This window comes from Pseudaquabacterium terrae, assembly GCF_013266755.1.
GTDB classification, from domain to species: domain Bacteria; phylum Pseudomonadota; class Gammaproteobacteria; order Burkholderiales; family Burkholderiaceae_C; genus Pseudaquabacterium; species Pseudaquabacterium terrae.
The window spans coordinates 532,665-556,533 of sequence record NZ_JABRWJ010000007.1; the positions used below are offsets into that span (position 1 = coordinate 532,665).

Consider the following 23,869-nt stretch of genomic DNA (forward strand, 5'->3'; position numbering starts at 1 on the left):
GCCTCGTGGACGCTCAACTCGCGCGATAGGCGCCCGGCGCCGCGCCGGTCCACTTGCGGAACGCGCGGTGGAAGGAGCTGGCATCGGTGAAGCCGAGTTGCGCGGCGACCTGCTCGATGCTCAGGCGCCGGTCGGCCAGGTGGTGGATCGCGAGGTCGCGCCGCACCTCGTCCTTCAGCGCCTGCCAGCCGGCGCCTTCGTCGTCGAGGCGCCGGCGCAGCGTCGCCGGCGACAGGCCGAACTGCCGCGCCAGGGCTTCGAGCGTCGGGCCTTCGGCGCTGTCGGCGAGCAAGGCGCGCCGCAGCTGGCGCCGCACGCGCTCGGCCCAGCCGGCGGGGTTCACCTGCTTCAGGAACACCGACTGCGGCGCGTCGCGCAGGAAGGCGCTCAACGCGGCCGGGACGATCGCCAGCTCGCCGCGCAGCACGCGCGCATCGAAGGAGATCGCCGTCGCCGGCTGATCGAAGTGCAGCACCGGCGCGAACATGCGGCGGTACTCGTCGGCATGGGAGGGCCGCGGGTGCGCCCAGTCGAGGCGCGCCAGCGGCACGCGGCGGCCGGCCAGCCAGCACAGCAGGCCGTGCACCATCACGAGCAAGGTTTCGTCGGCGAAGCGACGGGCATCGGGCGCAGCGATGCGGTTGGCGATGGTGATGCGCGCCGCGCCGCCCTGTGTCGACAGCGTCGCGCCAATGTCGTCGAGAAACAGCGCCAGCCCGCGCAGCGCCTGCTTCAGCGCCCGCTCGACGCTGCGCTGCCCCACCAGCGCGTGGCACAGCAGCGCAAAGCTGCCGACCTTCATGCGGCGGGCGTCGAGACCGAAGAACTCGTCGTCCAGCGCTTCGCCGACCGCCAGCCAGAGTGCCGCAAAGGCCGCGGCCGGCACGCGGGCCGCATCGCTGGCCAGCAGCTCCGGCGCGATGCCGGCGCACTGCAGCGCCGCCCGCCGGCCGATGTCGTCGAGCGCACCGACCGCGCTGCGCACGAAGGCGATCGAGACGGTGTGCTGCGGGGCCGGCGGCATCGGAGCATTCTGGCAAAACCCGTCAGGCGGCTGAGCGCTTAGACCATCGCGCGCCGCCGCCGACCGTCCTAGACTGCCCGGTCGTGGACCCCCGTCCGCCGGAGACAAACAATGACGAACCTGTCCGCCGAATACAAGGCGCTGGCCGAGTACCGCCCGACGCACAAGGTGCGCTTCGTCACCGCCGCGAGCCTGTTCGATGGCCACGACGCGGCGATCAACATCATGCGGCGCATCCTGCAGGGCATGGGCACCGAGGTGATCCACCTCGGCCACAACCGCTCGGTCGACGAGGTCGTCACCGCGGCGCTGCAGGAGGACGTGCAAGGCATCGCCGTCTCCAGCTACCAGGGCGGGCACAACGAGTACTTCGCGTACATGGTCGAGCTGCTTCAAGCACGCGGCGGCGAGCACATCCAGGTCTTCGGCGGCGGCGGCGGCGTGATCGTGCCGGCCGAGATCCGCGCGCTGGCGGACCAGGGCGTGCGCATCTACAGCCCCGAGGACGGCCAGCGCATGGGCCTGGCCGGCATGATCGGCGAGATGGTGATGCGCGCCGACCGCGACCTGTCGGTGTTCGCGCCCGCCTCGCTCGATGCGATCAAGGGCCAGAGCGAAACCGCCTGGCGCGCACTGGCGCAGCTGATCACCGCACTGGAGAACGGCAAGGTCCCGGCCGAGCAGGTGGCCGCGCTGCACCAGGCGGCCAAGGATCACCCCGCCCCGGTGCTCGGCATCACCGGCACCGGCGGCGCCGGCAAGTCCAGCCTGACCGACGAGCTGATCCGCCGCCTGCGCCTGGACCAGGGCGACGCGCTGCGCATCGCGGTGATCTCGATCGACCCGTCGCGGCGCAAGAGCGGCGGCGCGCTGCTGGGCGACCGCATCCGCATGAACGCGATCGCGCCGTGGAGCCAGCCGGCCGGTCGGACGGCGTCCGACGACTCAGGCCAGCGCGTCTACATGCGCTCGCTCGCCACGCGCGACACCGGCAGCGAGGTCTCCGCCGCGCTGCCCGACGTGCTGGCCGCCTGCAAGGTCGCCGGCTTCGACCTGGTGATCGTCGAGACCTCGGGCATCGGCCAGGGTGATGCGGCGATCGTGCCGATGGTCGATGTGCCGATGTACGTGATGACGCCCGAATACGGCGCCGCGAGCCAACTCGAGAAAATCGACATGCTCGACTTCGCCGAGTTCGTCGCCATCAACAAGTTCGACCGCAAAGGCGCGCCGGACGCGCTGCGCGACGTCGCCAAGCAGGTGCAGCGCAACCGCGCCGCGTTCAACGTGATGCCCGACCAGATGCCGGTCTTCGGCACGATGGCCAGCCGCTTCAACGACGACGGCGTCACCGCGCTGTACCAGGCGCTGAAACCCCGCCTCGCGGCCCTCGGCCTGCCGCTGACCGACGGCAGGCTGCCGGCGGTGAACACGCGCCACAGCACGCACCAGACCCCCGTGGTGCCGGGTGCGCGCGCACGCTACCTGGCCGAGATCAGCGACACCGTGCGCGGCTACAAGGCCCGCGCCCGCAAGCAGGCGACGCTGGCGCGCGAGATCCAGCAGCTGCGCGAGAGCGCACGCATGCTGCACGCTGCCGGTGGCAGCGGCGACGCACTCCTGCCGCTGGCCGACGAACGCGCGTCGCGGCTGGACGCCTCGGCCCGCAAGCTGCTGGCGATGTGGCCGGAGATGCAGAAAGCCTACGCCGGCGACGAATACGTCGTGAAGATCCGCGACAAGGAGATCCGCACCGCGCTGATCCACACCACGCTGTCGGGCAGCAAGATCCGCAAGGTCGCGCTGCCGCAGTACGAGTGCCACGGCGAGCTGCTGAAGTGGCTGATGCTCGACAACGTGCCGGGCAGCTACCCGTACACCGCCGGCACCTTCGCCTTCAAGCGCGAGGGCGAGGACCCGACCCGCATGTTCGCCGGCGAAGGCGACGCCTTCCGCACCAACCGCCGCTTCAAGCTGGTGTCCGAAGGCATGCCGGCCAAGCGCCTGTCGACGGCCTTCGATTCGGTCACGCTGTACGGCAACGATCCCGACCTGCGGCCCGACATCTACGGCAAGGTCGGCAACTCGGGCGTCTCGATCGCCACGCTCGACGACATGAAGGTGCTGTACGACGGCTTCGACCTGTGCGCGCCGAACACGTCCGTCAGCATGACGATCAACGGCCCGGCGCCGACGATCCTGGCGATGTTCATGAACAGCGCGGTCGACCAGCAGCTGGCCAAGTTCCGCACGGACAACGGCCGCGACCCCACCGACACCGAGAGCCAGAAGATCCGCGAATGGGCGCTGGCCAACGTGCGCGGCACCGTGCAGGCCGACATCCTGAAGGAAGACCAGGGCCAGAACACCTGCATCTTCTCGACCGAGTTCTCGCTGAAGGTGATGGGCGACATCGCCGAGTTCTTCGTGCACCACCAGGTGCGCAACTTCTACTCCGTGTCGATATCGGGTTATCACATCGCCGAGGCCGGCGCGAACCCGATCTCGCAGCTCGCCTTCACGCTCTCCAACGGCTTCACCTTCGTCGAGGCGTATCTCGCCCGCGGCATGCACATCGACGACTTCGCGCCGAATCTGTCGTTCTTCTTCAGCAACGGCATGGATCCGGAGTACACCGTGCTCGGCCGCGTCGCGCGCCGCATCTGGGCGGTGGCGATGAAGGAGAAGTACGGTGCCAACGAACGCTCGCAGAAGCTGAAGTACCACGTGCAGACCTCGGGCCGCTCGCTGCACGCGCAGGAGATCGCCTTCAACGACATCCGCACGACCCTGCAGGCGCTGATCGCGATCTACGACAACTGCAACTCGCTGCACACCAACGCCTACGACGAGGCGATCACCACGCCGACCGAGGAAAGCGTGCGCCGCGCGATGGCGATCCAGCTGATCATCAACCGCGAATGGGGCCTGGCGAAGAACGAGAACCCGAACCAGGGCGCCTTCGTCATCGACGAGCTGACCGAGCTGGTCGAGGAAGCCGTGCTGGCCGAGTTCGAGAAAATCGCCGAGCGCGGCGGCGTGCTGGGCGCGATGGAGACCGGCTACCAGCGCGGCAAGATCCAGGAAGAGTCGATGCACTACGAGATGCTCAAGCACACGGGCGAGTACCCCATCATCGGCGTCAACACCTTCCGCAATCCGCACGGCGACCTGGTGCCCGACCACATCGAGCTCGCCCGCTCGACCGACGACGAGAAGCGCAGCCAGCTGACGCGCCTGGCCGACTTCCACGCCCGTCACGCGGCCGACGCGCCGCAGCAGCTCGAACGGCTGAAGCAGGCGGTGATCGACAACCGCAACGTGTTCGAGGTGCTGATGGATGCGGTGCGCTGCTGCTCGCTGGGGCAGATCACCAACGCGCTGTTCGAGGTTGGGGGCCAGTACCGGCGCAGCATGTGAGCGTCGTGCAAGGCTGCACGCTGCACGAGGCTGCACCTCGTAACACCTGACTTTCGGCACTGCGCACGACAGGCGCAGGGCACCCGCGGGCTCCTAGAATTTTCGACGTCCCCACGCGTCGCCTGGAAGGAAGCCCATGTCACGGTATTTGCGCCCGATGCTGCCAGTGGTGTTGAGCCTGGCGCTCGTGATGCTCGGCTCCTGTGGTGGGGGTGGCGGTGGCGATGCGCCCGCGGCCTGCGCGCCGATCGCCGACAGTGCAGGCGGCAGCATCGCCTGCGACGACCCGTTCTGGGGGACCGCGCCCGGCGGTGGCGCCGGTGGTGCCGATGGCGATGCCGCAGGTGCCGACGGCACCGCCGGTGACGGCCGTGCGATCGCCGGCGCGACGATCACGCTGGTCGACGCCGGTGGCCAGAGCCGCAGCGCGGTCAGCGACGCCCAGGGCTACTACCGCGTCAACATCACGCGCTTCGCGCCGCCCTTCGTCGTCAAGCTGGTGACCGCCGACGGCGAAGAACGCCACCACGCCTTCAGCACGCAAGCGGTGAAGAAGCGCGGCTTCATCACCATCAACATCACCGGCCTGACCGACAAGCTGGCCTCTGATGTGGCGATCGCCGGCGGCAAGCCCGGCGCGAAGGACCTGACCCCGGCGATCGTCGCCGCGCAGGCGGCGGCGATCCAGACCGCGCGCAACAACCTGACGCAGGCGATCCGCAACCAGGTCATCGCGGCCGGCATCACGCCCGAATCCTTCGATCCGATCGCGGTGTTCTTCCGCCCGAACCTGCAGGGCTACGACCTGATCCTCGAGACGGTCGCCGTCTTCATCGACAACAGCGGCGCGACGCAGGTCATGCCGAAGCCGCAGAACGCCTGCACGGCACCACGCCGCTGGACGGCCGGCGGCAACCTCTGCACGACCTCGAACAGCCCCGGCTTCGTCGCGCACGGCGCGACCGGCCACTTCAGCGACACCAGCGCACCGCTGGTCGGCAGCGCCGACTTCAGCTGCAGCAACGGCACGCTGCTGCAGGTCGGCACACCGACCTGCGCGCCGCCGGCAAATCAGCCGTGCAGCGCGCCGACCGCCACGTGGAGCGTCGCCGGCAGCAGCTGCAACGCCGACAGCGCCCCCGGCAGCGTGCCGTCGGGCCAATCGCTGACGCTGACCGACAGCCAGTCGCCGACGACCGGCACGATCACCTACGCGTGCAGCAACGGCACGCTGAGCCAGACCGGCACAGCGGCTTGCAGCAACGCCGCGAACAACTGCGCTGCACCCAGCGGCACGTGGACGGTCGGATCGAACGCCTGCACGTCCGACACGGCGCCCACCGGCCTGGCTGGCGGTCAATCGGTCACCCTGCAGGACGCCACCGGCGCCGCGGTCGGCTCGATCACCTATGCCTGCAGCGGCGGCGTGTTGAGCCAGACCGGCGAGACCAGCTGCGGCCTCATCGCGCAAAGCTGCAGCGCACCGAGCGCGGCGTGGAACGTCGGCGGCTCCGACTGCACCGCCGACCTCGCGCCGGGCCCCTTGGCCACCGGCGAGTCGGTCACGCTGAACGACACCAAGGTACCGGGGACCGGATCGATCAGCTACACCTGCAGCAATGGCACGCTGAGCCGGGTCGGCACGGCCAGCTGTCAATCCGCAACCGGTTCGGGCTGCTCCGCGCCGAGCGCCGGCTGGAGCGTGCAAGGCCTGTCGTGCCAGTCGTCGACGACGCCGGTCGCGATGAACTCGAGCGAACAGCAGACGCTGCAGGACAGCAGCGCCCCGACGCTCGGCAGCATCGTCTGGGGCTGCAGCGGAGGCTCGCTGTCGGTCCTCGGCAGCCCCAGCTGCGCGTTGACGGCAGGCAGCTGCGCCCCGCCGTCGAACACCTGGGCCAGCGGCGACAACGTGTGCACGGCCGACTCGGCACCGGTCGCGCTGTCGAACAACCAGTCGACCACCCTGGCGGACAGCGCCAGCCCGACGACCGGCAACGTGACGTGGATGTGCTCGAACGGCACGCTGTCGATGGTCGGATCGCCGGTCTGCAACCTGACCCAACCGGTCGGCTGTGCGGCGCCGCCGCGGAGTTGGATCGTGGATGACCTCACCTGCGCGGCCGACAGCGAGCCGTCGCCGATCGGCAACGGCGGATCCGCAACCCTGACGGACAGCCTGGCGCCGCGCACCGGCGCGATCACCTATGCCTGCAGCGACGGAAGACTGTCCGTCGTCGGCTCGGCCACCTGCACCGGCACCAGCGGCGGCGGCTCCTGCAGCACCTCATCCTTGGTGAGCAGCGGGTGGAGCGTGTCGGGCAACAACTGCCTGCCGGACCAGGCCCCGGCGTCGGTGACCGAAGGCACCACGCTCGTGCTGCAGGACACGGTGGGATCGCCGGTCGGGCAGATCACCGTGCAGTGCGGGGGCAATGGCCAGTTCACCACGATTGGACAGCCGACCTGTGGCCCGAACCAGACTTCGTGCCAGACCAGTGTGTCGTCCTGGAGCAATCCCGCCGCCGGGTTCACGTGCACGCCGGACCAGAACCCCGGCACGGTCACGATCCCGTCCGGCTCGACCTTCACGTGGACGGACACGGTCAGCCCGACGACGGGATCGCACACGCTGCGCTGCGACAACGGCTCGCTCAACGTGGTCAATAGCAGTTGCGGCCCCGGGACGGGCGGGCTGGCGGCGCCGCGAGAACGGGGCACCCTCGGCAGCCCCGGCGCGGCGCCGGCGCGGCCGCGCCACGCGCGATGAGCGCCGCGCGGCCGCCCCGGAGGCGCTCGCTCCCCAAGGGACGCGAAGCGGCCCCTCCGGGTCCGTGGGGGACGGCCCGCAGGGCCAAGGGGGTCCAATGAGCCAGCGGCGCTTGCGCTCGCGCGCCGTCGCCGCGGCTGCGGCGGCGGCGCTCGCGTTGCTGCCCGCGCTCGGCGGACCCGCCGCATCGACGAGCCAGGAGCGCCTGGCGCTGGTCATCGGCAACGCCAACTATCCGGGCAACGAGCTGCTGAATCCGAAGAACGACGCGCGCGCGGTCGCCGAGCTGCTGCAGCGCGCCGGCTTCCAGGTCGACGCGCGCTACGACGCCTCGCGCGCCGACATGGTGTCGGCGATGCAGCGCTTCGGCGCGCGCATGCGCGACAGCCAGGTGCGCTTCGCCGTCTTCTACTACGCCGGCCACGGCCTGCAGCAGGACTGGCGCAACTACCTGGTGCCGGTCGATGCCAAGGTCAAGACCGCGCCCGACGTGCAGCGCCAGACCGTCGACGTCAGCGAGCTGATGCGCCACATGAGCGAAGCCCGCGGGCGCAGCTACCTGCTGATCCTCGACGCCTGCCGCGAGGACCCCTTCGTCGGCGCCTGGCGCCCGCCCGCCAAGGGCCTGAGCCCCTTCGATGCGCCGGCCGGCAGCCTGCTCGCCTACGCCACCGCGCCGGGGCAGCTGGCCTACGACGGGCGCGGCAGCAACGGCCTGTACACCAAGCACCTGGTGCGCGAGCTGGCCACGCCGGACACCTCGCTCGAAGACGCCTTCAAGCGCGTGCGCCTGAACGTGCGCATGGAGTCCGAAGGCCGCCAGGTGCCGTGGGAGAGCACCTCGCTCGAGCAGGACGTGATGCTGTTTCCACAGCGCAAGGGCACGCTGTCGGTGACCGAGCTGGAACAGCGCTTCGAGAAGGAGATGTCCGACTGGCAGCGCGTGCGCAACAGCAGCAACGTGGCCCAGCTGACCGAGTTCATCCGCGCCTATCCCAGCGGCAACGCGAGCGAGCTGGCGCAGGCGCGGCTCAATCGCCTGCTCGAGGATGAGCTGCGCAAGAACGAGACCGCGCGCCGCGAGGAGGCCCGGCGCAAGGCGGCCGAGGCCGAGGCCGAACGGCTGAAGGCCGAGACGGCGCTGCGCGAGCGGCTCGCGGCCGCCGAGCGCGAGGCGCAGCGCGTGGCCGCCGAACGCGAGGCCGCGCGCATCGCCGCCGAGCGTGAAGCCACCCGCATCGCCGCCGATCGCGAAGCCGCGCGCAAGGAAGCCGAGCGTGCCGAAGCCGCGCGCATCGCCGCCGAGCGGGCTGACGCCGCGCGCATCGCCGCCGCCGAAAGCGCCGCCCGGCAGCGCGCGGCCGAAGAAGCCGAGCTGCGCCGGCGCCAGGAGGCCGAGGCCCGCCAGCGCGAACGTGAGCGCCAGGAGGCGGTGCGCGTGGCCGAGCAGCGCGCGGCCGAGGTCGAGAGCCGGCGCAAGCAGGCCGAAGCGCAGGAGCGCCAGGCCGCCGAGACCCGCGCGCGCGAAGCCGACGCCGCACGGCGCGAGCTGCAGCGGCTGGCCGACGCGGCCGACAAGCAGCGCATCGTCGCCGCGCAACCGGCGCTGGCGGTGGTCGCGCAGCTGGCGCCGACGCCCTTCTTCCAGGGCCGGCAGCAGCACCGGCGCGACTACCGCGTTGGCGACCACTTCGAATTCCGCATCGTCGACCAGTTCAGCCGCAGCGAGAAGCCGCTGTCCTTGCATGTCACCGCAGTCGACGAGAATGTCGACCGGGTCGAATACAACGGCGGCGAGTACGCTTCGGACATGATGGGCAACACCACGGCCAATCCGCTCGGCAGCATGGGCACGCCACGCCAGTTCTATCCGGCCGAGCTGGTCGTCGGCCACCGCTGGCGCACGATGTTCAAGCAATCCCGGGCCCGGGTCGCCGGCCTGCAGTACACCTTCCAGTACGACGTCAAGGTCGCTGCGAAGGAGACGATCCAGGTGCCTGCCGGCCGCTACGAGGCCTACCGCATCGAGGCCCGCGGCTTCAACGTCGACCTCGGCGCCGCGATCACCCGCACGATCTGGATCGCGCCGGGCGTCAATGCCGACATCGCGCACGAGACGATGGTGCGGCTGCGCGACGGCCGCGTCGAGCAGCACGACCGGCAGGAACTGGTCTCGCTGGCACGCCGCTGATGAAGCCCCCACGCTCGCTTCGCTCGCTGCCCCCTGGGATCCGAAGGATCCCCTGCGGGATCCGGGGGGCGCGTCAGCGCCTACGGGCGGCCGGGCGCCGCTGACATGTTCGACGACAACCTGCCGCAAGGCACGATCGTCGGCGAATTCGAGATCCGCCGCGTGCTCGGCTACGGCGGCTTCGGCATCGTCTACGAGGCCTACGAGGCGATGCTCGACCGGCGCGTCGCGCTGAAGGAGTATTTCCTGCGCGGCTACTCGCGCCGCGACGGCGTCGAGGTGCGCCCGTCCAACGACGACGCGGCGGAGATGTTCACCTCCGGCGCCACGCGCTTCGTGCGCGAGGCGCGCCTGTTGTCGATGCTCAACGAGCGCACGCGCAGCGATGGCTCGCTGGTCGCCGTGTACCGCGTCTTCCAGGCCAACGGCACCGCCTTCATGGCGATGAAGCTGTACGAAGGCCAGACGATGCGCAACGCGGTGCACCTGGACCCGGACATCGTCACCGAGCCCTGGCTGATCCGCCTGATGGAGCGCCTGCTCGACGCGCTGCACGGCCTGCATTCGCTGCCCGGCGAGAACCTGGTGCACCGCGACGTGTCGCCCGACAACATCATCCTGCAGCCCGACGGCTCGCCGGTGCTGCTCGACTTCGGCGCCACGCGCAAGGCCAACGATGCGCAGACTTCGCTGATCTTCAAGCCCGGCTATTCGCCGATCGAGCAGTACACCGACAGCTTTCCGCTGGGGCCCTGGACCGACCTGTACGCGCTGTGCGGCGTGGCCTACTTCGCGGTCACCGGCAAGTCGCCGCTGCCGGCGATCGACCGCTATGCCGGCGCGATCTTCAAGACCGCCAGCGAGCTCGCCGCCGGCCGCTTCTCGCCCGGCTTCCTGGCGCTGATCGACCGCGGCATGGCGGTGCAGCCGGAGAACCGCTGGCGCAGCTGCGACGAGCTGCGCGCGGCGCTCGATCGCGTGAAGAACGGGACCTACGAGGTGCCGCCGCCGCCCGTTCTGGCCGCGCCGACTTTGATCGACGACCAGGCGACGCAGGTGATGTCGAGCGGGCCGGGGCCGGCAACGCAGGGCTGGCCGGCCACGGTGACAGCACCGCCCGTCGCGCCACCGATCAGCGTCGCGACGCCGGCAATCAGCGCCCCGGCGCCGGCGATGGCGACACTCACCGCTCCGCCGGTGCACACCGAAGCGCCCGCGCCCGAGCCGGCACCGGCCGCATCGCGGCGTCCGCTGATGCTGGCGCTCGGCGGCGGGCTCGTCGCCGCGGCGCTGCTGGGCTACGGCTGGCAGAAGTTGCAGCCGCGCCCGGTGATCGATCCCAAGCTCGGCACGGCGAGCGGGCAGGCAGCCTCGGCGGTTCCGGTGGTCGCGAAGACCGCGTCGGTGCCGGTCGCAGCGGCGCTGGTGCCGGGGCTGGCCTGCAGTGCGGAGTCGGCCGACTGGGGCTGCGTGCTCGACGGCCTGGCGAAGCTGTCGACGGCGCAAGACCTGCAGTTGCGCGTCGTGCCGCAGCGCCTGAAGCTCGGCCAGCCGATCACGATCGAGCTCGCGCCGGCACGTGATGGGCGGTTGATGCTGCTGAGCGTCGACGATGCGCGCGACGGTCGCTTGACCGTGCTGTTCCCGAACGGCAGCGATGCCAACGACCGCGCGCATGCCGGCAATGCACTGAAGCTGCCGCGCCGCCCGCACTGGGATCTGGTTGCCCGCCCACCGCTCGGCCGCAGTTGGGTCGTCGCCGTGCTCACGGCGCAGCCGCTGGCCGTTCCCGCCGCGCTGCAGCAGGGCGTGCCGCTGCAGGACGCGGTGCGCGCGTTTTCCGATGGTCGGCCGCTGGCGCTGCTCGGTGTGGCCGAATGCACGCCGGGCGCCGCGCCGAGCCCGGGCGAATGCCCAAAGTCACTGTCACTGCGCAGCGCGGACTTCATCATTGACTGAAGTCCCGCAAGCGGTGCGGAGCAAGGAGAGACCCATGGCTGCGAAGCGCTTCCACACCCTGATCGCCCCGATCGCCTTGTCGTCGCTGCTGGCCTGTGCCGGGGCCGCGCTGGCCACCGATTTCGGCAAGCGCACGCCCGAGGTCAAGGAGCTGGTCGACGCGCTGAAGCCGTCCGCCCAGCCCGCCGAGCGCACACGTGGCCTCGCCGTCGTCGGCGCCGCTGCCACCGCCGCCAAGCCCAGCGCCTCGATGCAGGTCGGCTTCGACTTCGGCTCGGCCGAGGTGATCTCGCGCGACGTCGTGAAGATCGATCGCCTGGCCGAGGCGCTGAAGAGCGATTCGCTGCGCGAGTACAAGTACCTGGTGATCGGCCACACCGATGCCGTCGGCCCGCTACCGCTGAACATGCAGCTGTCGCGCGACCGCGCGGCCTCGGTCGTCAATCACCTGAAGCGCCAGGGCGTCGCCGCCGAGCGCATCGTCTTCGAAGGCCGCGGCCCGAACGAGCTGTTGAATCCGCGCCAGCCGGACGCCGCGGAGAACCGGCGCGTCGAGGTGCGCTTGATGCAGTGACCGGTAGTCGAGCGACCCGCCCCCAAGGCCTGGCTCGGCGAGCCTGGCAACTGTTGCATGCCGACGCCCCGACCGCCGGGCGGCTGGCCGAGCAGGCGCTCGCGCTCGCACTGAAGAACGCGGACGGCCCGGCCGAGGCCTGGGCCCGGCTTGTCCGCGGTTACCACCGGCTCAACTTCGGCACGCTCGCCGATGCCGCTGACGAGCTGTGCCGTGCCCGCGCGTGCTTCGATGCGCAGAGCGACCGCGCCGGCCACATCCTTGCCGTGGCCGGCTTCGCCCGCACCCTGTGGCGCGGCGGCCGCTACCGCGAGGCCATCGACACCGTGCTGCCGCTGCGCGACGAGGGCCTGCGCGTGCTGCGCCACGCCCAGCGCAGCGTGCTGCTGAACACGATCGCCGGCTGTTACTCGGCCAACGGCGACTCGGAGCGCGCCTTCGCCTACATGTACGAAGCGCTGCGCGATGCCGGACCGGCGCACGGCCACGGCCTCGACGCGGTGCTGCACTGCAACCTGTCGAACGAGCTGCTGCAGCTCGGCGATTTCGAGGAGGCGCTGCGCCAGGTCGAACAAGGGCTCGGCCGTTCGGCCCGCATGAACAACCCGTTCCTGCGCAGCGTGCTGCTGATCAACCGCATCATCTGCCTGACCGAGATGGGCCGCGCCGCGGAGGCGCTGGACGACGTGCAGGCGGTGCTCGCGCTGGCGCCCGATGAGAGCGGCCGCGGCGGCAACGCCAAGCACTTCGAGACCCTGGCCATCGCTGCGCTCGCCGCCGACGACGGGCCGCTGGGCGAGCGGCTGCTCGCGCTGGCCGAGGCCTCGCCCGGCGCCGGCCTGCCCGACGAGCGCCTCGAGCGGGTGGTCGCACAGGCCCTGCTCGCGCACCAGCAGCAGCGCCTGCCCCACGCACTGCAGGCGCTGGCCGACGAGCGCACGCTCGCCGCCGACGACGGCGTGGCCGGCTTGAGCCTGCGCGTGCGCTGCCAGTTCTTCCACTGCGCTTCGGTGCTGCATGAATCCGCCGGCGAAACGCGCCAGGCGCTGGCCGACCTGCGGCAATGGCAGTCGCTGCACCTGCAACAGGCGCAACGCGCCTCACGGGCGCGCTACCAGGCCGCAGCGCTGCACACCGAGCTGCTGCGCTTGCAGCATCGCCTCGAGGAGAACGATGCCCGGCGCCGCGACACCGAGCGCGCGCGCGCCGCGCTGGCCGAGGCGAACAGCCGCCTCGCGCGCCGCGTCGATGAAGCCCAGGCCCTGCAGGAAGCGCTGCGGCGCCAGGCGACGCGCGATGCGCTGACGGGCCTGTTCAACCGCCGCCACCTCGACGACACGCTGCCGCAGCTGCTGGCCCAGGCCCGGCGCGCGGCCGAGCCCCTGGCCCTGGCGCTGATCGACCTGGACCACTTCAAGTCGGTCAACGACCGCTTCGGCCACGATGTCGGCGACCAGCTGCTGGTCGCCTTCGGCCGGCTGCTGGCGCGCAGCGTGCGCGCCGGTGACATCGCCTGCCGCTATGGCGGCGAGGAGTTCTGCCTGCTGCTGCCGGCCACCGGCGGCCTGGCCGCGCAGCGCCTGGTCGACGGGCTGCTGCAGCGCTGGCGCCGCGAAGCCTTCGAGCTCGACGGGCTGACGCTGCAGGGCCTGAGCTTCTCGGCCGGCGTGGTCGACAGCGACGGGCCGGCGCTGGAGCCCGCGGCGCTGCTGCGCGCCGCCGACCAGGCACTGCTGATGGCCAAGCAGCTCGGCCGCAACCGCGTGCTGCAGACGGCGCTGCCGGCGGCTGCGTAAGGAAGGCGTCGCCTGCGCGTCAGTGCGCCGGGCGGTCGCTGTGGCAGCATGCCGCGGCCCTTCCACTGTACGGAGCTGTCGCGATGACCACCCGCCACCCGATCGAAGCCTGGCACCACGTCGCGCGAACCGGCGACCTCGCGGCGCTGGACGCGCTGCTCGCCGATGACGTGGTGTTCCATTCGCCCGTCGTGCACACGCCGCAGCGCGGCAAGGCGATCACCACGCTGTACCTGCGCGGCGCGCTGCAGGTGCTTGGCAACCCGGCCTTTCGTTACGAGCGCGAGATCGTCGGCGAACGCGATGCGGTGCTCGAGTTCGTCACCGAGATCGACGGCCTGCAGGTCAACGGCGTCGACCTGATTCACTGGGACGAGAGCGGCCGCATCGACGATTTCAAGGTCATGGTGCGACCCCTGAAGGCGGTCAACGCGGTGCACCAGAAGATGGGCGAGCTGCTGCAGCAATTGAAGTAAGGCGTAACAACTAACCCCCTGGCTCGGCGGGTGCCCCTTAAACAATCGGCGGCCGAATCAGCACTTACCGCGAGGATGCTGCTTGCGCCGCACCTGACCTTGAACATCACCAAACGGGGGTTGTATGGCCTTTCATTTGTATGACATCACCGAGCTGTTCAGCAATGCCAATGGCAGCGTGCAGTTCATCGAGCTGCGCACGGGCGCCAACGGCGAGTCCTTCTGGAGCGGGCAGACGATCACCGTGACCCAGGGTGCCAGCGTGCACACCTTCACTTTCCCCGGCAACCTGCCGAGCACGCAGACAGCCAACACGTCCGTGCTGCTGGCGACGCAGGGCTTCGCGAACCTCGGCATCGTGACGCCGAACTTCATCATTCCCGACGGATTCCTCTTCACTGGCGGCAGCGCGACGGTCAACTTCGGCGGCAGCAGTGACGTGGTCAGCTACGCCACGCTGCCCACCGATGGCCAGCATTCGATCGACCGCAACGGCGCACAGCAGATCAATTCGCCGACCAACTTCGCCGGCCAGACCGGTTCGGTCAACGTGGGGGGCGGCCTCAATCCGATCGTCGGCACCGCCAATGCCGACACGCTGAACGGCACCGCCGGCGCCGACGACATCGACGGCCTGGCCGGCCGCGACTCGCTGAAGGGCAACGGCGGCGACGACGTGCTCGACGGCGGCAGCGAGGTCGACACGGCGCTCTACAGCGGCAACCGCGCGACCTACACCGTCGGCGCCGCCGGCGGCAGCGTCAGCGGTGGCGGCGAAGGCAGCGACATGCTGACCAGCATCGAGCGCGTGCGCTTCGCCGACTTCGCGCTGGCCTTCGACTTCGGCGCCAACGGCGCGGCATCGAACTCCGCGAAGCTGCTCAATGCCGTGTTCGGCGACGCAGGGCTGCACAACCGCACCTACGCCGGCATCGGCCTGTCCTTGTTCGACGGCGGCCAGACCTACACCCAGGTTGCCGACCTGGCGATCCATGCCGCGCTCGGCCAGCAGATCGACAACGCGGCGCTGGTGCGACTGCTGTACACCAACGTCGTCGGTGCCGCGCCGAGCGAGCAGGAGGTGACCAGCTTCGTCGCGCTGATCACCAGCGGCGCGTTCACGCAGACCTCGCTGACGACCTTCGCCGCCGACCACGAGTTGAACGCGGCGCGGATCAACCTCACCGGCCTCGCGCAGGGCGGGCTCGAATTCACGCCCTCCCCCGGCTGAGTCTGCGCCGAGCGGCCGAGCAGCCGCGCGGATGCACCGCGTCGGGCCGGTAGGCATCGCGTCAGCTCGGTGACCGAGACTGCGCGCATGAAGACGGCACGCATGGATCCGCACGTGCACCGCCGCCGGGTGCTGCTCGCCGCGCTGCCGGGCGCCGCAGCGGCCGGCCCTGCCCGCGCGAATCCACCGGCGTGGGCGCAGCCGTTCGTGCTCGGCACGCATCAGCGCGAGTCGACCTTCCACGGCCGCTGGCTGCGCCTGATCTACACCGAAGCCTTCCGCCGGCTCGGCGTGCCGCTGACGATGGCGGTCTACCCGCTGCAGCGGCTGACGCAGATGCTCGACCGAGACGAGATCGACGGCGACGTCGGACGCGTGCCGGGCTTCGGCGAGGACCACCGCTCGCTGCTGCGCGTCGACGAATCCGTCTGGGACCTGCAGTTGGGCCTGTTCGGCACCAACGCGGCCTTGCCCACGCTGCGCCTGGACGACCTGCGCGGCAGCGCCTGGCGCGGCGTCTACGTGCGCGGCGTGGCGATCTGCGAGCAGTTGCTGAAGCCGCTGCTGCCGTCGGACCAGCTGTCCGCGCTGAGCAGCGAGACGCAGGGACTGCACATGCTGCTGGCCGGCCGCGCCGACTTCATGTGCACGACACAGTTCACGATGCTCGAACTGCAGCTGCAGCCGGAATTCCGCCAGGCACCGCCGGCGCGCCGGCTGGTGACGCTGGGCACGATCCCGATGCATCCTTACGTACAGCGCCGGCATGCCGGGCTGGCCGGCCGGCTGGCCACGGTGCTGCGCGAGCTGAAGAGCGAAGGCACCATCGAGCGCCAGCGGCTGCAGGTGCTGCGCGAGATGCGCGAGCAGGCAGTCGAGCCCCGCGCCGCTGACGCTCAGATCGAACGCTAGGCCGCCTGCGCCTGCGCCGCCAGCACTTCCACGCGCACCGCCTCGGTCAGTTCGGCCTTCAGCTCGGCGAAGGCCACCGTTGTCTTCACCGAATAGTGCCGCGGATGCGGCAGCGGCACGCTGCGGTCGAGCTTGATGCGGCCCGGGCGCGCGCTCATCACGACGACGCGGCTGCCCATGAAGACGGCCTCGTCGATGTCGTGGGTGACGAAGAGCACCGTCGTACGCTCGGCTTCCCAGATGCCGAGCAGCAGCTCCTGCATCAGCTCGCGCGTCTGGTGGTCGAGTGCGCCGAAGGGCTCGTCCATCAGCAGCATGCGCGGCTGGTTGGCCAACGCGCGGGCCAGCGCAGTGCGCTGCTGCATGCCGCCGGAGAGCTGCTTCGGGAAGTGCCGCTCGAAGCCCTTCAGCCCGACCTTGTGGATGAAGCCGGCGGCGATCTCCAGCTGCCGTGCGCGCGGCAGGCCCCGTTCGCGCAGGCCGAAGCAGACGTTGTCCTGCACCGTCAGCCAAGGGAACAGCGTGTAGCTCTGGAACACCATGCCGCGATCGGCGCCCGGGCCTTCGATGCGCGCGCCGTCGAGCAGCACCTCGCCGGTGCTTTGCCTGTCGAGCCCGGCGACGATGCGCAGCAGCGTGCTCTTGCCGCAGCCCGACGGCCCGAGGATCGTGATGAAGTCGTTCTCGGCAACGTCGAGGTCGGTGGCCTGCAAGGCCAGCGTCTCGCCGTGGCTGGACTGGAAGCGGCGCGAGACGCCACGCACGTTCAGCAGGTTGGCCATCGTCTTTACGCGCTAGCGTCCGAGTTGGGCCCACGGGAACAACGCCCGGTTCGCGGCCTTGAACAAGAGATCGCTGACCAGCCCGATCAGGCCGATCACGATGATGCCGAAGATGATCTGGTCAGTCGCCAGCAGCGCCTGGCTGTCGGTGATCATGTGGCCGATGCCGCTGGAGGCGCCGATGAGCTCGGCGACGATCACGTAGGTCCAGGCCCAGCCGAGCACCATGCGCAGGATCTCGGCGATCTCCGGCGCGGCGCCGGGGATCAGCACACGGCGGATCAGGCTGCGGTCGCGCACGCCGAGCGTGTAGGCGGCCTCGACCAGGTCGCGCCGCGTATTGCCCACCGTCACCGCGATCATCAGCACCAGGTTGAAGAAGCTGCCGATGAAGATCACCGCCAGCTTCTGCGCCTCGCCGATGCCGGCCCACAGGATCAGCAGCGGAATGAAGGCCGAGGCCGGCAGATAACGCGCAAAGGAGATGAAGGGCTCGAAGAAGGCCTCGACGGGCTTGTAGGCGCCCATCATCACGCCCAGCGGCAAAGCGAGCACTGCGGCGATCAGGAAGCCGCCCAGCACGCGCCACACCGTCATGCCGATGTCGCCGATGAAGCCCATCTCCGTGAGCAGCGTGTAGCCGCTCTTGAGCATCGTCAGCGGATCGGCCAGGAACGTCTTCTGCACGAAGCCGCCGAAGGTGGCGACGCTCCACGCGGCAACGAAGACGACGAAGAACCCCACGCCGAGCGCGATGCGCGCGCCCGGCGCCACTGCCACCAGCGGCTTCATCGAAGGCTTATTTGATGAAGCGGGTGTCGGCGAGTTTCGCCATGTCCGGCGCGGCCTTGATGATCCCGACCTCGAGCAGCAGGTCGGCCGCTTCCTTGCTGAACGCCGCATGCTCGCCGGCGAAGAACTTCTGGTTCGCCTCGCGGTCCTGCCAGCGCAGGTAGGCCTGGCTCTTCTCGAAGGCCTCGCCGCTTTGCTTGACGTCGGCGCCCATGATCTCGAAGCTCTTCTTCGGATCGGCCTTGATCATCGCCACCGCGTCGAAGTAGCCGTCGGCCAGCGCCTTCGCGGCCTTCGGGTTCTCGGCCAGGAACTTCGGCGTGCAGCCGAAGGTGTCCATCACCATCGGGTAGTCGAGCGTCGTCGCGATGATCTTGCCGGCCTCGGGCTTGGCGCGCACCGCGCCGAGGTAGGGCTCGTAGGTCATCGCCGCGTCGATGCCGTCGGTGCCGGCGATCATCGCGTTGGCGGCGGCCTGCGGCTCGAGGTTCACGACCTTGACGTCCTTCACGCTCAGGCCGTTCTTCTTCAGCATCCAGGCCAGCGTGAAGTACGGCGCCGTGCCGGGCGCGCTGGCGGCCACCGTCTTGCCCTTCAGGTCGGCGATCTTCGTGATGTTCGGCTTCACGACCATGCCGTCGGCGCCGTAGCTCTTGTCGAGCTGGAAGATCTGCGTCGTCGCAACGCCGTTGGCGTTCCACACCACCCAGGTCTCGACCGTCGTCGCCGCGCACTGGATGTCGCCCGAGGCGATCGCCAGGTGGCGGTCCTTCTGCGGGATCTTGCGGATCGTCACGTCGAGGCCGTGCTTCTTGAACAGGCCCGCTTCCTTGGCCAGCGTCAGCGGCGCGAAGCCGGTCCAGCCGGAGATGCCGACTGCCACCTTGGTGTCTTGGGCGAAAACGCTGGAAGCGAGCAGCGATGCAGCGGCGAGAGCGATCAACGACTTCATGTGTTCTCCAGTGATGCAGGGATCAGGCGGGTGATGTTCGCATGCAGGAATCAGGCCGGAATCCACAGCGCCGGCAGGCCGGTGAGCGTGCGGAAGACGCGCGACAAGGCGCCATCGGTCACCAGCGTGGTCGCGCGCTCGATGTCCGGCGCCAGGTAACGATCGCGCTCGACCGACGGGCAGGCATCGCGCAGCAGCGCATGCGCCTGCTCCAGCGCCACCGAGCTCGCCAGCGGGCGCAGGAACTCGATGCCCTGCGCGGCGGCGAGCAGCTCAATGCCGAGGATGTGCGCGGTGTTGTCGATCATCGGCTGCAGGCGGCGCGCGGCGAAGGTGGCCATCGACACATGGTCCTCCTGGTTCGCCGAGGTCGGCAGCGAATCGACGCTGGCCGGATGGGCGAGCGACTTGTTCTCCGAGGCCAGCGCGGCCGCGGTGACGTGGGCGATCATGAAGCCGGAGTTGAGCCCGGCATCGCTGGTCAGGAATGGCGGCAGGCGCGACACGCCGGCGTCGATCAGCATGGCAATGCGTCGTTCGGCGATCGCACCGACCTCGGCGATCGCCACCGCCATCGCATCGGCTGCCAGCGCCACCGGCTCGGCGTGGAAGTTGCCGCCGCTGATCAGCGTGCCCTCGCCGTCCGGTTCGGCGAAGACCAGCGGGTTGTCCGTCACCGCATTCGCTTCACGCAGCAGCACCAGCGCGGCATGGCGCAGCTGGTCGAGGCAGGCGCCGACCACCTGCGGCTGGCAGCGCAGGCAGTACGGGTCCTGCACGCGGTCGTCGCCGGTCTCATGGGATCTGCGGATCGCGCTGCCGGCGAGCAGCGCGCGGTAGTACTGCGCCACGTCCATCTGCCCCGGCTGGCCGCGCAGCTTGTGGATGCGCGGATCGAACGGCCCATCGCTGCCGCGCGCGGCATCGACCGTCAACGCGCCGACCACCAGCGCCGATTCGAGCACCGGCTCGAAGGCGAGGAAGGCGTGCAGCGCCAGCGCGGTCGAGGTCTGCGTGCCGTTGATCAGCGCCAGGCCTTCCTTGGCGGCGAGCTGCAGCGGCGCGATGCCGGCCTCGGCGAGCACCGCCTTCGCCGGCCTGCGTTTGCCCTCGACAAAGAATTCACCTTCGCCGATCAACGCCAGCGTCATGTGCGACAGCGGCGCCAGGTCGCCCGAGGCGCCGACCGAGCCCTGGCTCGGCACGTAGGGCACCAGGCCGGCATTGAAGACCTGCAGCAGGCTGTCGATCACGACCGGCCGCACGCCCGAGGCGCCGCGCGCCAGTGACGCCGCCTTCATCGCCAGCATCAGCCGCAGTACGGGCGGCTGCAGCGGCCCGCCGACGCCCACCGAATGCGAGCGGATCAGGTTCAGCTGCAGCAGCGCCAGATCGGATTCGCTGATGCGCTTGTTGGCCAGCTTGCCGAAGCCGGTGTTGACGCCGTAGACCGGCGCGTCGCCGGCCGCCGCGCGCTGCACGACCGCCGCGCTGGCCGCGATCATCGGCGCGGCCGACGGGTCGAGCTCGAGCCGGATGCCGCCGCGGTGGATCGCCTGCAGGTCTTCCAGCGTCAAAGCGCCGGGTTTCAGGGTCATCGTGTTCAAGCTCAGGTCCCCAGCATGGGCATGTTCAGGCCCTGTTCTTTCGCGCAGGCGATCGCCTCGTCGTAACCCGCGTCGGCATGGCGCATCACGCCGGTGCCGGGGTCGTTCCACAACACGCGCTCGAGGCGACGGGCTGCTGCATCGGTGCCGTCGCAGACGATCACCACGCCGGCATGCTGCGAGTAGCCCATGCCGACGCCGCCACCATGGTGCAGGCTGACCCAGGTCGCGCCGCCGGCGGTGTTCAGCAGCGCGTTCAGCAGCGGCCAGTCGGACACCGCATCCGAGCCGTCCTTCATCGCCTCGGTCTCGCGGTTCGGCGACGCGACCGAGCCCGAATCGAGGTGGTCGCGGCCGATGACGATCGGCGCCTTCAGCTCGCCGGACTTCACCATCTGATTGAACGCCAGGCCGGCACGGTGCCGCTCGCCCAGGCCGATCCAGCAGATGCGGGCCGGCAGGCCCTGGAACGCGATGCGATCGCCGGCCATGTCGAGCCAGCGGTGCAGGTGCGCGTCGTCGGGGAACAGCTCCTTCATCTTCGCGTCGGTCTTGCGGATGTCCTCGGGGTCGCCGGACAGCGCGACCCAGCGGAACGGCCCCTTGCCGCGGCAGAACAGCGGCCGGATGTAGGCCGGCACGAAGCCGGGGAAGTCGAACGCATTCTTCACGCCTTCGTCGAAGGCGACCTGGCGGATGTTGTTGCCGTAGTCGACGACCTTCACGCCCATGCGCTGGAAGGCGAGCATCGCCTGCACGTGCACCGCGCAGCTCTTCGCGGCGGCCGCGCGCAGCACCTCGTGCTGCGCCGCGTCGGCCTGCGCCATGCGCCACTGCTCCACTGACCAACCGGCCGGCAGGTAGCCGTTGACCAGATCGTGCGCCGAGGTCTGGTCGGTCACCAGGTCGGGCTTGACACCACGCCTGACCATCTCGGGCAGCAGCTCGGCTGCGTTGCCCAGCAGGCCGATCGACACCGCCTTGCCTTCGGCCGTGTAGCGGCGGATGCGATCGAGCGCATCGTCCAGGTCCGTGGCCTGCTCGTCGAGGTAGCGCGAGCGCAGGCGGAAATCGATGCGGCTCTGCTGGCACTCGATGTTCAGGGACGTCGCGCCGGCGAACGACGCGGCCAGCGGCTGCGCGCCGCCCATGCCGCCCAGGCCCGCCGTCAGGATCCAGCGCCCGCTCATGCTGCCGCCGAAGTGCTGGTGCGCGGCTTCGGCGAAGGTCTCGTAGGTGCCCTGCACGATGCCCTGGCTGCCGATGTAGATCCAGCTGCCAGCCGTCATCTGGCCGTACATCATCAGGCCCTGGCGGTCGAGCTGGTCGAAGTGCTCCCAGGTGGCCCACTTCGGCACCAGATTGGAATTGGCCAGCAGCACCCGCGGCGCATCCTCGTGCGTGCGGAACACCCCCACCGGCTTGCCCGACTGCACCAGCAGCGTCTCGTCTTCCTTCAACTCGCGCAGCGCCTTCAGGATGGCCTCGAAGCAGTCCCAGTTGCGCGCCGCCTTGCCGATGCCGCCATAGACAACCAGCGCATCCGGGTTCTCGGCCACGGCAGGGTCGAGGTTGTTCTGGATCATCCGGTACGCCGCCTCGATCAGCCAGTTGCGGCAGTGCAGCGTGCTGCCGGTCGGCGCCTGCACCGGGCGCGGCCGGGCGACGTGGCGGATCGAGGACAGGTCGGTCATGGGCGAGGCTCCGGGTAAACGACGGGCCGCACTCTACTTGTCTATACAAGTCGATGCAAGTAGTATTCGCGCCGATGTCCCGAATGAACAATTCCGTCCCCCAGCTCGCGCCCTACGCGCAGGTCAAGCAGCATCTGAAGGGGGAGCTCGCGCGCGGCCGGTACCCGCCCGGCGCGCTGATGCCCTCGGAGGCCGAGCTGGTCGGGCAGTTCGGCGTCAGCCGCATGACCGTCAACCGCGCGCTGCGCGAGCTGCAGACCGAGGGCCTGGTCGACCGCGTGCAAGGCGTCGGCACCTTCGCCGCGCAGTTGCACCGCGTGGCGTCGACCTTGACGATCCACGACCTGCACGACGAGATCGCGCAGCGCGGCCATGTGCACACGCCCGTCGTGCACATCGCCCGCAAGGAGAAGGCGCCCGCCGCGCTGGCCGAACGGCTCGGGATCGAGGCCGGCTCGTCGGTCTTCCACACGCTGATCGTGCACCACGAGAACGGGGTCGCGATCCAGTGCGAAGACCGCTACGTCAACCCTTCGTGCGCACCGGATTACCTGAGCGTCGATTTCACGCAGACGACGCCGACGCACTACCTGCTCGAGGTGGCGCCGTACTGGAAGGCGCAGTACTCGATCGAATCGGCGCTGCCCAGCGTCGACGAAGCGCGCCTGCTCGGCATCCGCCGCAGCGAACCCTGCCTGGTCGTCGTGCGCCGCACCGAGCGCCGCGATGCGGCGATCACCATCGCGCGCCTGGTGCATCCGGGCTCGCGCTATCTGCTCGAAGGCTCCTTCGCACCGTGAGCCTCGGGGTTCTGCAGGTCGACCGGGTTGCGCCGCAGCCGTGGCGCAACGGCCGCGGCGCCACGCGTGAGCTGCTGGCCTGGCCGGACGCCGCGGACTGGCAGCTGCGCATCAGCGTCGCCGACATCACGCAGGACGGCCCGTTCTCGTCCTTCCCCGACATCGAGCGCTGGTTCGCGGTGCTCGAGGGCGACGGCGTGGTGCTGCAATTCGCTGACCGCCGCGTGGCGCTCGACGTTCACAGTGCGCCCTTGCCCTTCGACGGCGCGGCGGCGCCGCAGTGCAGCCTGCAAGGCGGCGCGACGCGCGACCTGAACCTGATGCTGCGCCGCAGCGCCGGCAAGGGCCTGATGCAGCGCGTGCAAAGCGACGAAGAATGGTTCAGCATCGCCGCCATGCGCGCGGTGTTCACGACCGGAGGGGCCCGGCTGCAGATCGACGATGCGGATGCGGCGGTGCTGCCGCCATGGACGCTCGCATGGAGCCCGCAGGCATCGCGGCAGCGCTGGCGGCTGCGCAGCGATGCCGCGCCGCATGCCTTCTGGCTGGCACTCGACCGGCATTGCTGAAATGAACCGGTCCTCGCACTCGCTCGGCTCGCTGCGTTCGGGGTCACTGATCCATGCCTCGGCTGACGGCCCAGTGCGGCGTTCGGCGCCGTACCGCGCATGCACGGACCGAGCGAGCCAAGGCCACGGGGTACCCGCTGCCGCTCGTGTCCCCCGGTCGCTCCGCTCCCTCCTCCTCTTACCTCGCTGCAGCGGGCACCCCATGTCCTTGGCAACGGCACCGCGGTGGCGTGCGAAGAATCAATTCCAGGGCCGTGCCGGATCAGGACGGCAGGGTGCCCTGTGGAGCGAGGTAAGAGGAGGAGGGAGCGGAGCGACCG

The 23,869-nt window shown here is 70.1% G+C and carries 17 protein-coding genes; 11 read left to right on the forward strand and 6 right to left on the reverse strand.

What is annotated here, in order from left to right; translation table 11 throughout:
* Nucleotides 1–13: 13 nt before the first annotated feature.
* Nucleotides 14–1,024, reverse strand: coding sequence for an AraC family transcriptional regulator (locus HLB44_RS24480; protein WP_173128507.1), 1,011 nt, complete (start codon nt 1,022–1,024; stop codon nt 14–16).
* A 111-nt stretch (nt 1,025–1,135) separates the two neighbouring features.
* On the opposite strand from HLB44_RS24480, the gene icmF reads away from it, so the two are divergent.
* The 9 genes from icmF (at nt 1,136) to HLB44_RS24525 (ending at nt 16,353) form a co-directional block, all read left to right on the forward strand.
* Nucleotides 1,136–4,444 (forward strand): fused isobutyryl-CoA mutase/GTPase IcmF, encoded by a 3,309-nt coding sequence (gene icmF, locus HLB44_RS24485; protein ID WP_173128510.1) that lies wholly within the window; start codon nt 1,136–1,138, stop codon nt 4,442–4,444.
* 136 nt (nt 4,445–4,580) lie between these two features.
* Entirely contained in the window at nt 4,581–7,214 is a 2,634-nt protein-coding gene (locus tag HLB44_RS24490; protein WP_173128513.1) for a serine-rich family protein, read from the forward strand.
* Nucleotides 7,215–7,311: 97 nt separating this feature from the next.
* On the forward strand, nt 7,312–9,405 hold the full coding sequence (locus HLB44_RS24495) for a caspase family protein (protein WP_173128516.1): 2,094 nt from the start codon (nt 7,312–7,314) through the stop codon (nt 9,403–9,405).
* Nucleotides 9,406–9,510: 105 nt separating this feature from the next.
* The gene (locus tag HLB44_RS24500; RefSeq protein WP_173128518.1) at nt 9,511–11,364 is read left to right on the forward strand and encodes a serine/threonine-protein kinase; all 1,854 of its coding nucleotides are present in this window, start codon (nt 9,511–9,513) and stop codon (nt 11,362–11,364) included.
* A gap of 34 nt (nt 11,365–11,398) precedes the next feature.
* Nucleotides 11,399–11,938 (forward strand): OmpA family protein, encoded by a 540-nt coding sequence (locus HLB44_RS24505; protein WP_173128521.1) that lies wholly within the window; start codon nt 11,399–11,401, stop codon nt 11,936–11,938.
* A gap of 53 nt (nt 11,939–11,991) precedes the next feature.
* Nucleotides 11,992–13,734, forward strand: a complete 1,743-nt coding sequence (locus tag HLB44_RS24510) for a tetratricopeptide repeat-containing diguanylate cyclase (RefSeq protein ID WP_246312430.1) — start codon at nt 11,992–11,994, stop codon at nt 13,732–13,734.
* Between the two features lie 83 nt (nt 13,735–13,817).
* Nucleotides 13,818–14,210 (forward strand): nuclear transport factor 2 family protein, encoded by a 393-nt coding sequence (locus HLB44_RS24515; protein ID WP_173128527.1) that lies wholly within the window; start codon nt 13,818–13,820, stop codon nt 14,208–14,210.
* A gap of 124 nt (nt 14,211–14,334) precedes the next feature.
* The gene (locus tag HLB44_RS24520) at nt 14,335–15,441 is read left to right on the forward strand and encodes a calcium-binding protein (RefSeq protein WP_173128531.1); all 1,107 of its coding nucleotides are present in this window, start codon (nt 14,335–14,337) and stop codon (nt 15,439–15,441) included.
* 87 nt (nt 15,442–15,528) lie between these two features.
* Nucleotides 15,529–16,353, forward strand: coding sequence for a type 2 periplasmic-binding domain-containing protein (locus HLB44_RS24525; RefSeq protein ID WP_173128534.1), 825 nt, complete (start codon nt 15,529–15,531; stop codon nt 16,351–16,353).
* Here the strand turns inward: HLB44_RS24525 and HLB44_RS24530 are convergent.
* The 5 genes from HLB44_RS24530 to hutU are packed head-to-tail and all read right to left on the reverse strand — an operon-like array spanning nt 16,350 to nt 22,180.
* Nucleotides 16,350–17,135 carry an ABC transporter ATP-binding protein gene (locus HLB44_RS24530; RefSeq protein ID WP_173128537.1) on the reverse strand — a complete coding sequence of 262 codons (786 nt, stop codon included), beginning with the start codon at nt 17,133–17,135 and terminating at the stop codon, nt 16,350–16,352. The genes HLB44_RS24525 and HLB44_RS24530 overlap by 4 nt on opposite strands.
* 12 nt (nt 17,136–17,147) lie before the next feature.
* Nucleotides 17,148–17,927: an ABC transporter permease gene (locus HLB44_RS24535; RefSeq protein ID WP_173128540.1), complete on the reverse strand. Its 780-nt coding sequence runs from the start codon at nt 17,925–17,927 to the stop codon at nt 17,148–17,150.
* A 7-nt stretch (nt 17,928–17,934) separates the two neighbouring features.
* Complete coding sequence (locus tag HLB44_RS24540) at nt 17,935–18,879, reverse strand: ABC transporter substrate-binding protein (protein WP_173128543.1); 945 nt, start codon at nt 18,877–18,879, stop codon at nt 17,935–17,937.
* A 50-nt stretch (nt 18,880–18,929) separates the two neighbouring features.
* A complete protein-coding gene (hutH, locus tag HLB44_RS24545; protein WP_425500851.1) occupies nt 18,930–20,486 on the reverse strand; it encodes a histidine ammonia-lyase in 1,557 nt (518 codons plus the stop codon).
* Between the two features lie 2 nt (nt 20,487–20,488).
* On the reverse strand, nt 20,489–22,180 hold the full coding sequence (hutU, locus tag HLB44_RS24550; RefSeq protein ID WP_173128548.1) for a urocanate hydratase: 1,692 nt from the start codon (nt 22,178–22,180) through the stop codon (nt 20,489–20,491).
* A gap of 83 nt (nt 22,181–22,263) precedes the next feature.
* Between hutU and hutC the strand changes: the two genes are divergently transcribed.
* Together hutC and HLB44_RS24560 are read left to right on the forward strand one after the other, a co-directional pair.
* Nucleotides 22,264–22,980, forward strand: coding sequence for a histidine utilization transcriptional repressor HutC (hutC, locus tag HLB44_RS24555; protein WP_173128551.1), 717 nt, complete (start codon nt 22,264–22,266; stop codon nt 22,978–22,980).
* Complete coding sequence (locus HLB44_RS24560; protein ID WP_173128554.1) at nt 22,977–23,549, forward strand: HutD family protein; 573 nt, start codon at nt 22,977–22,979, stop codon at nt 23,547–23,549. The genes hutC and HLB44_RS24560 overlap by 4 nt, the downstream gene beginning before the upstream one ends.
* The last annotated feature ends 320 nt before the right edge of the window (nt 23,550–23,869 follow it).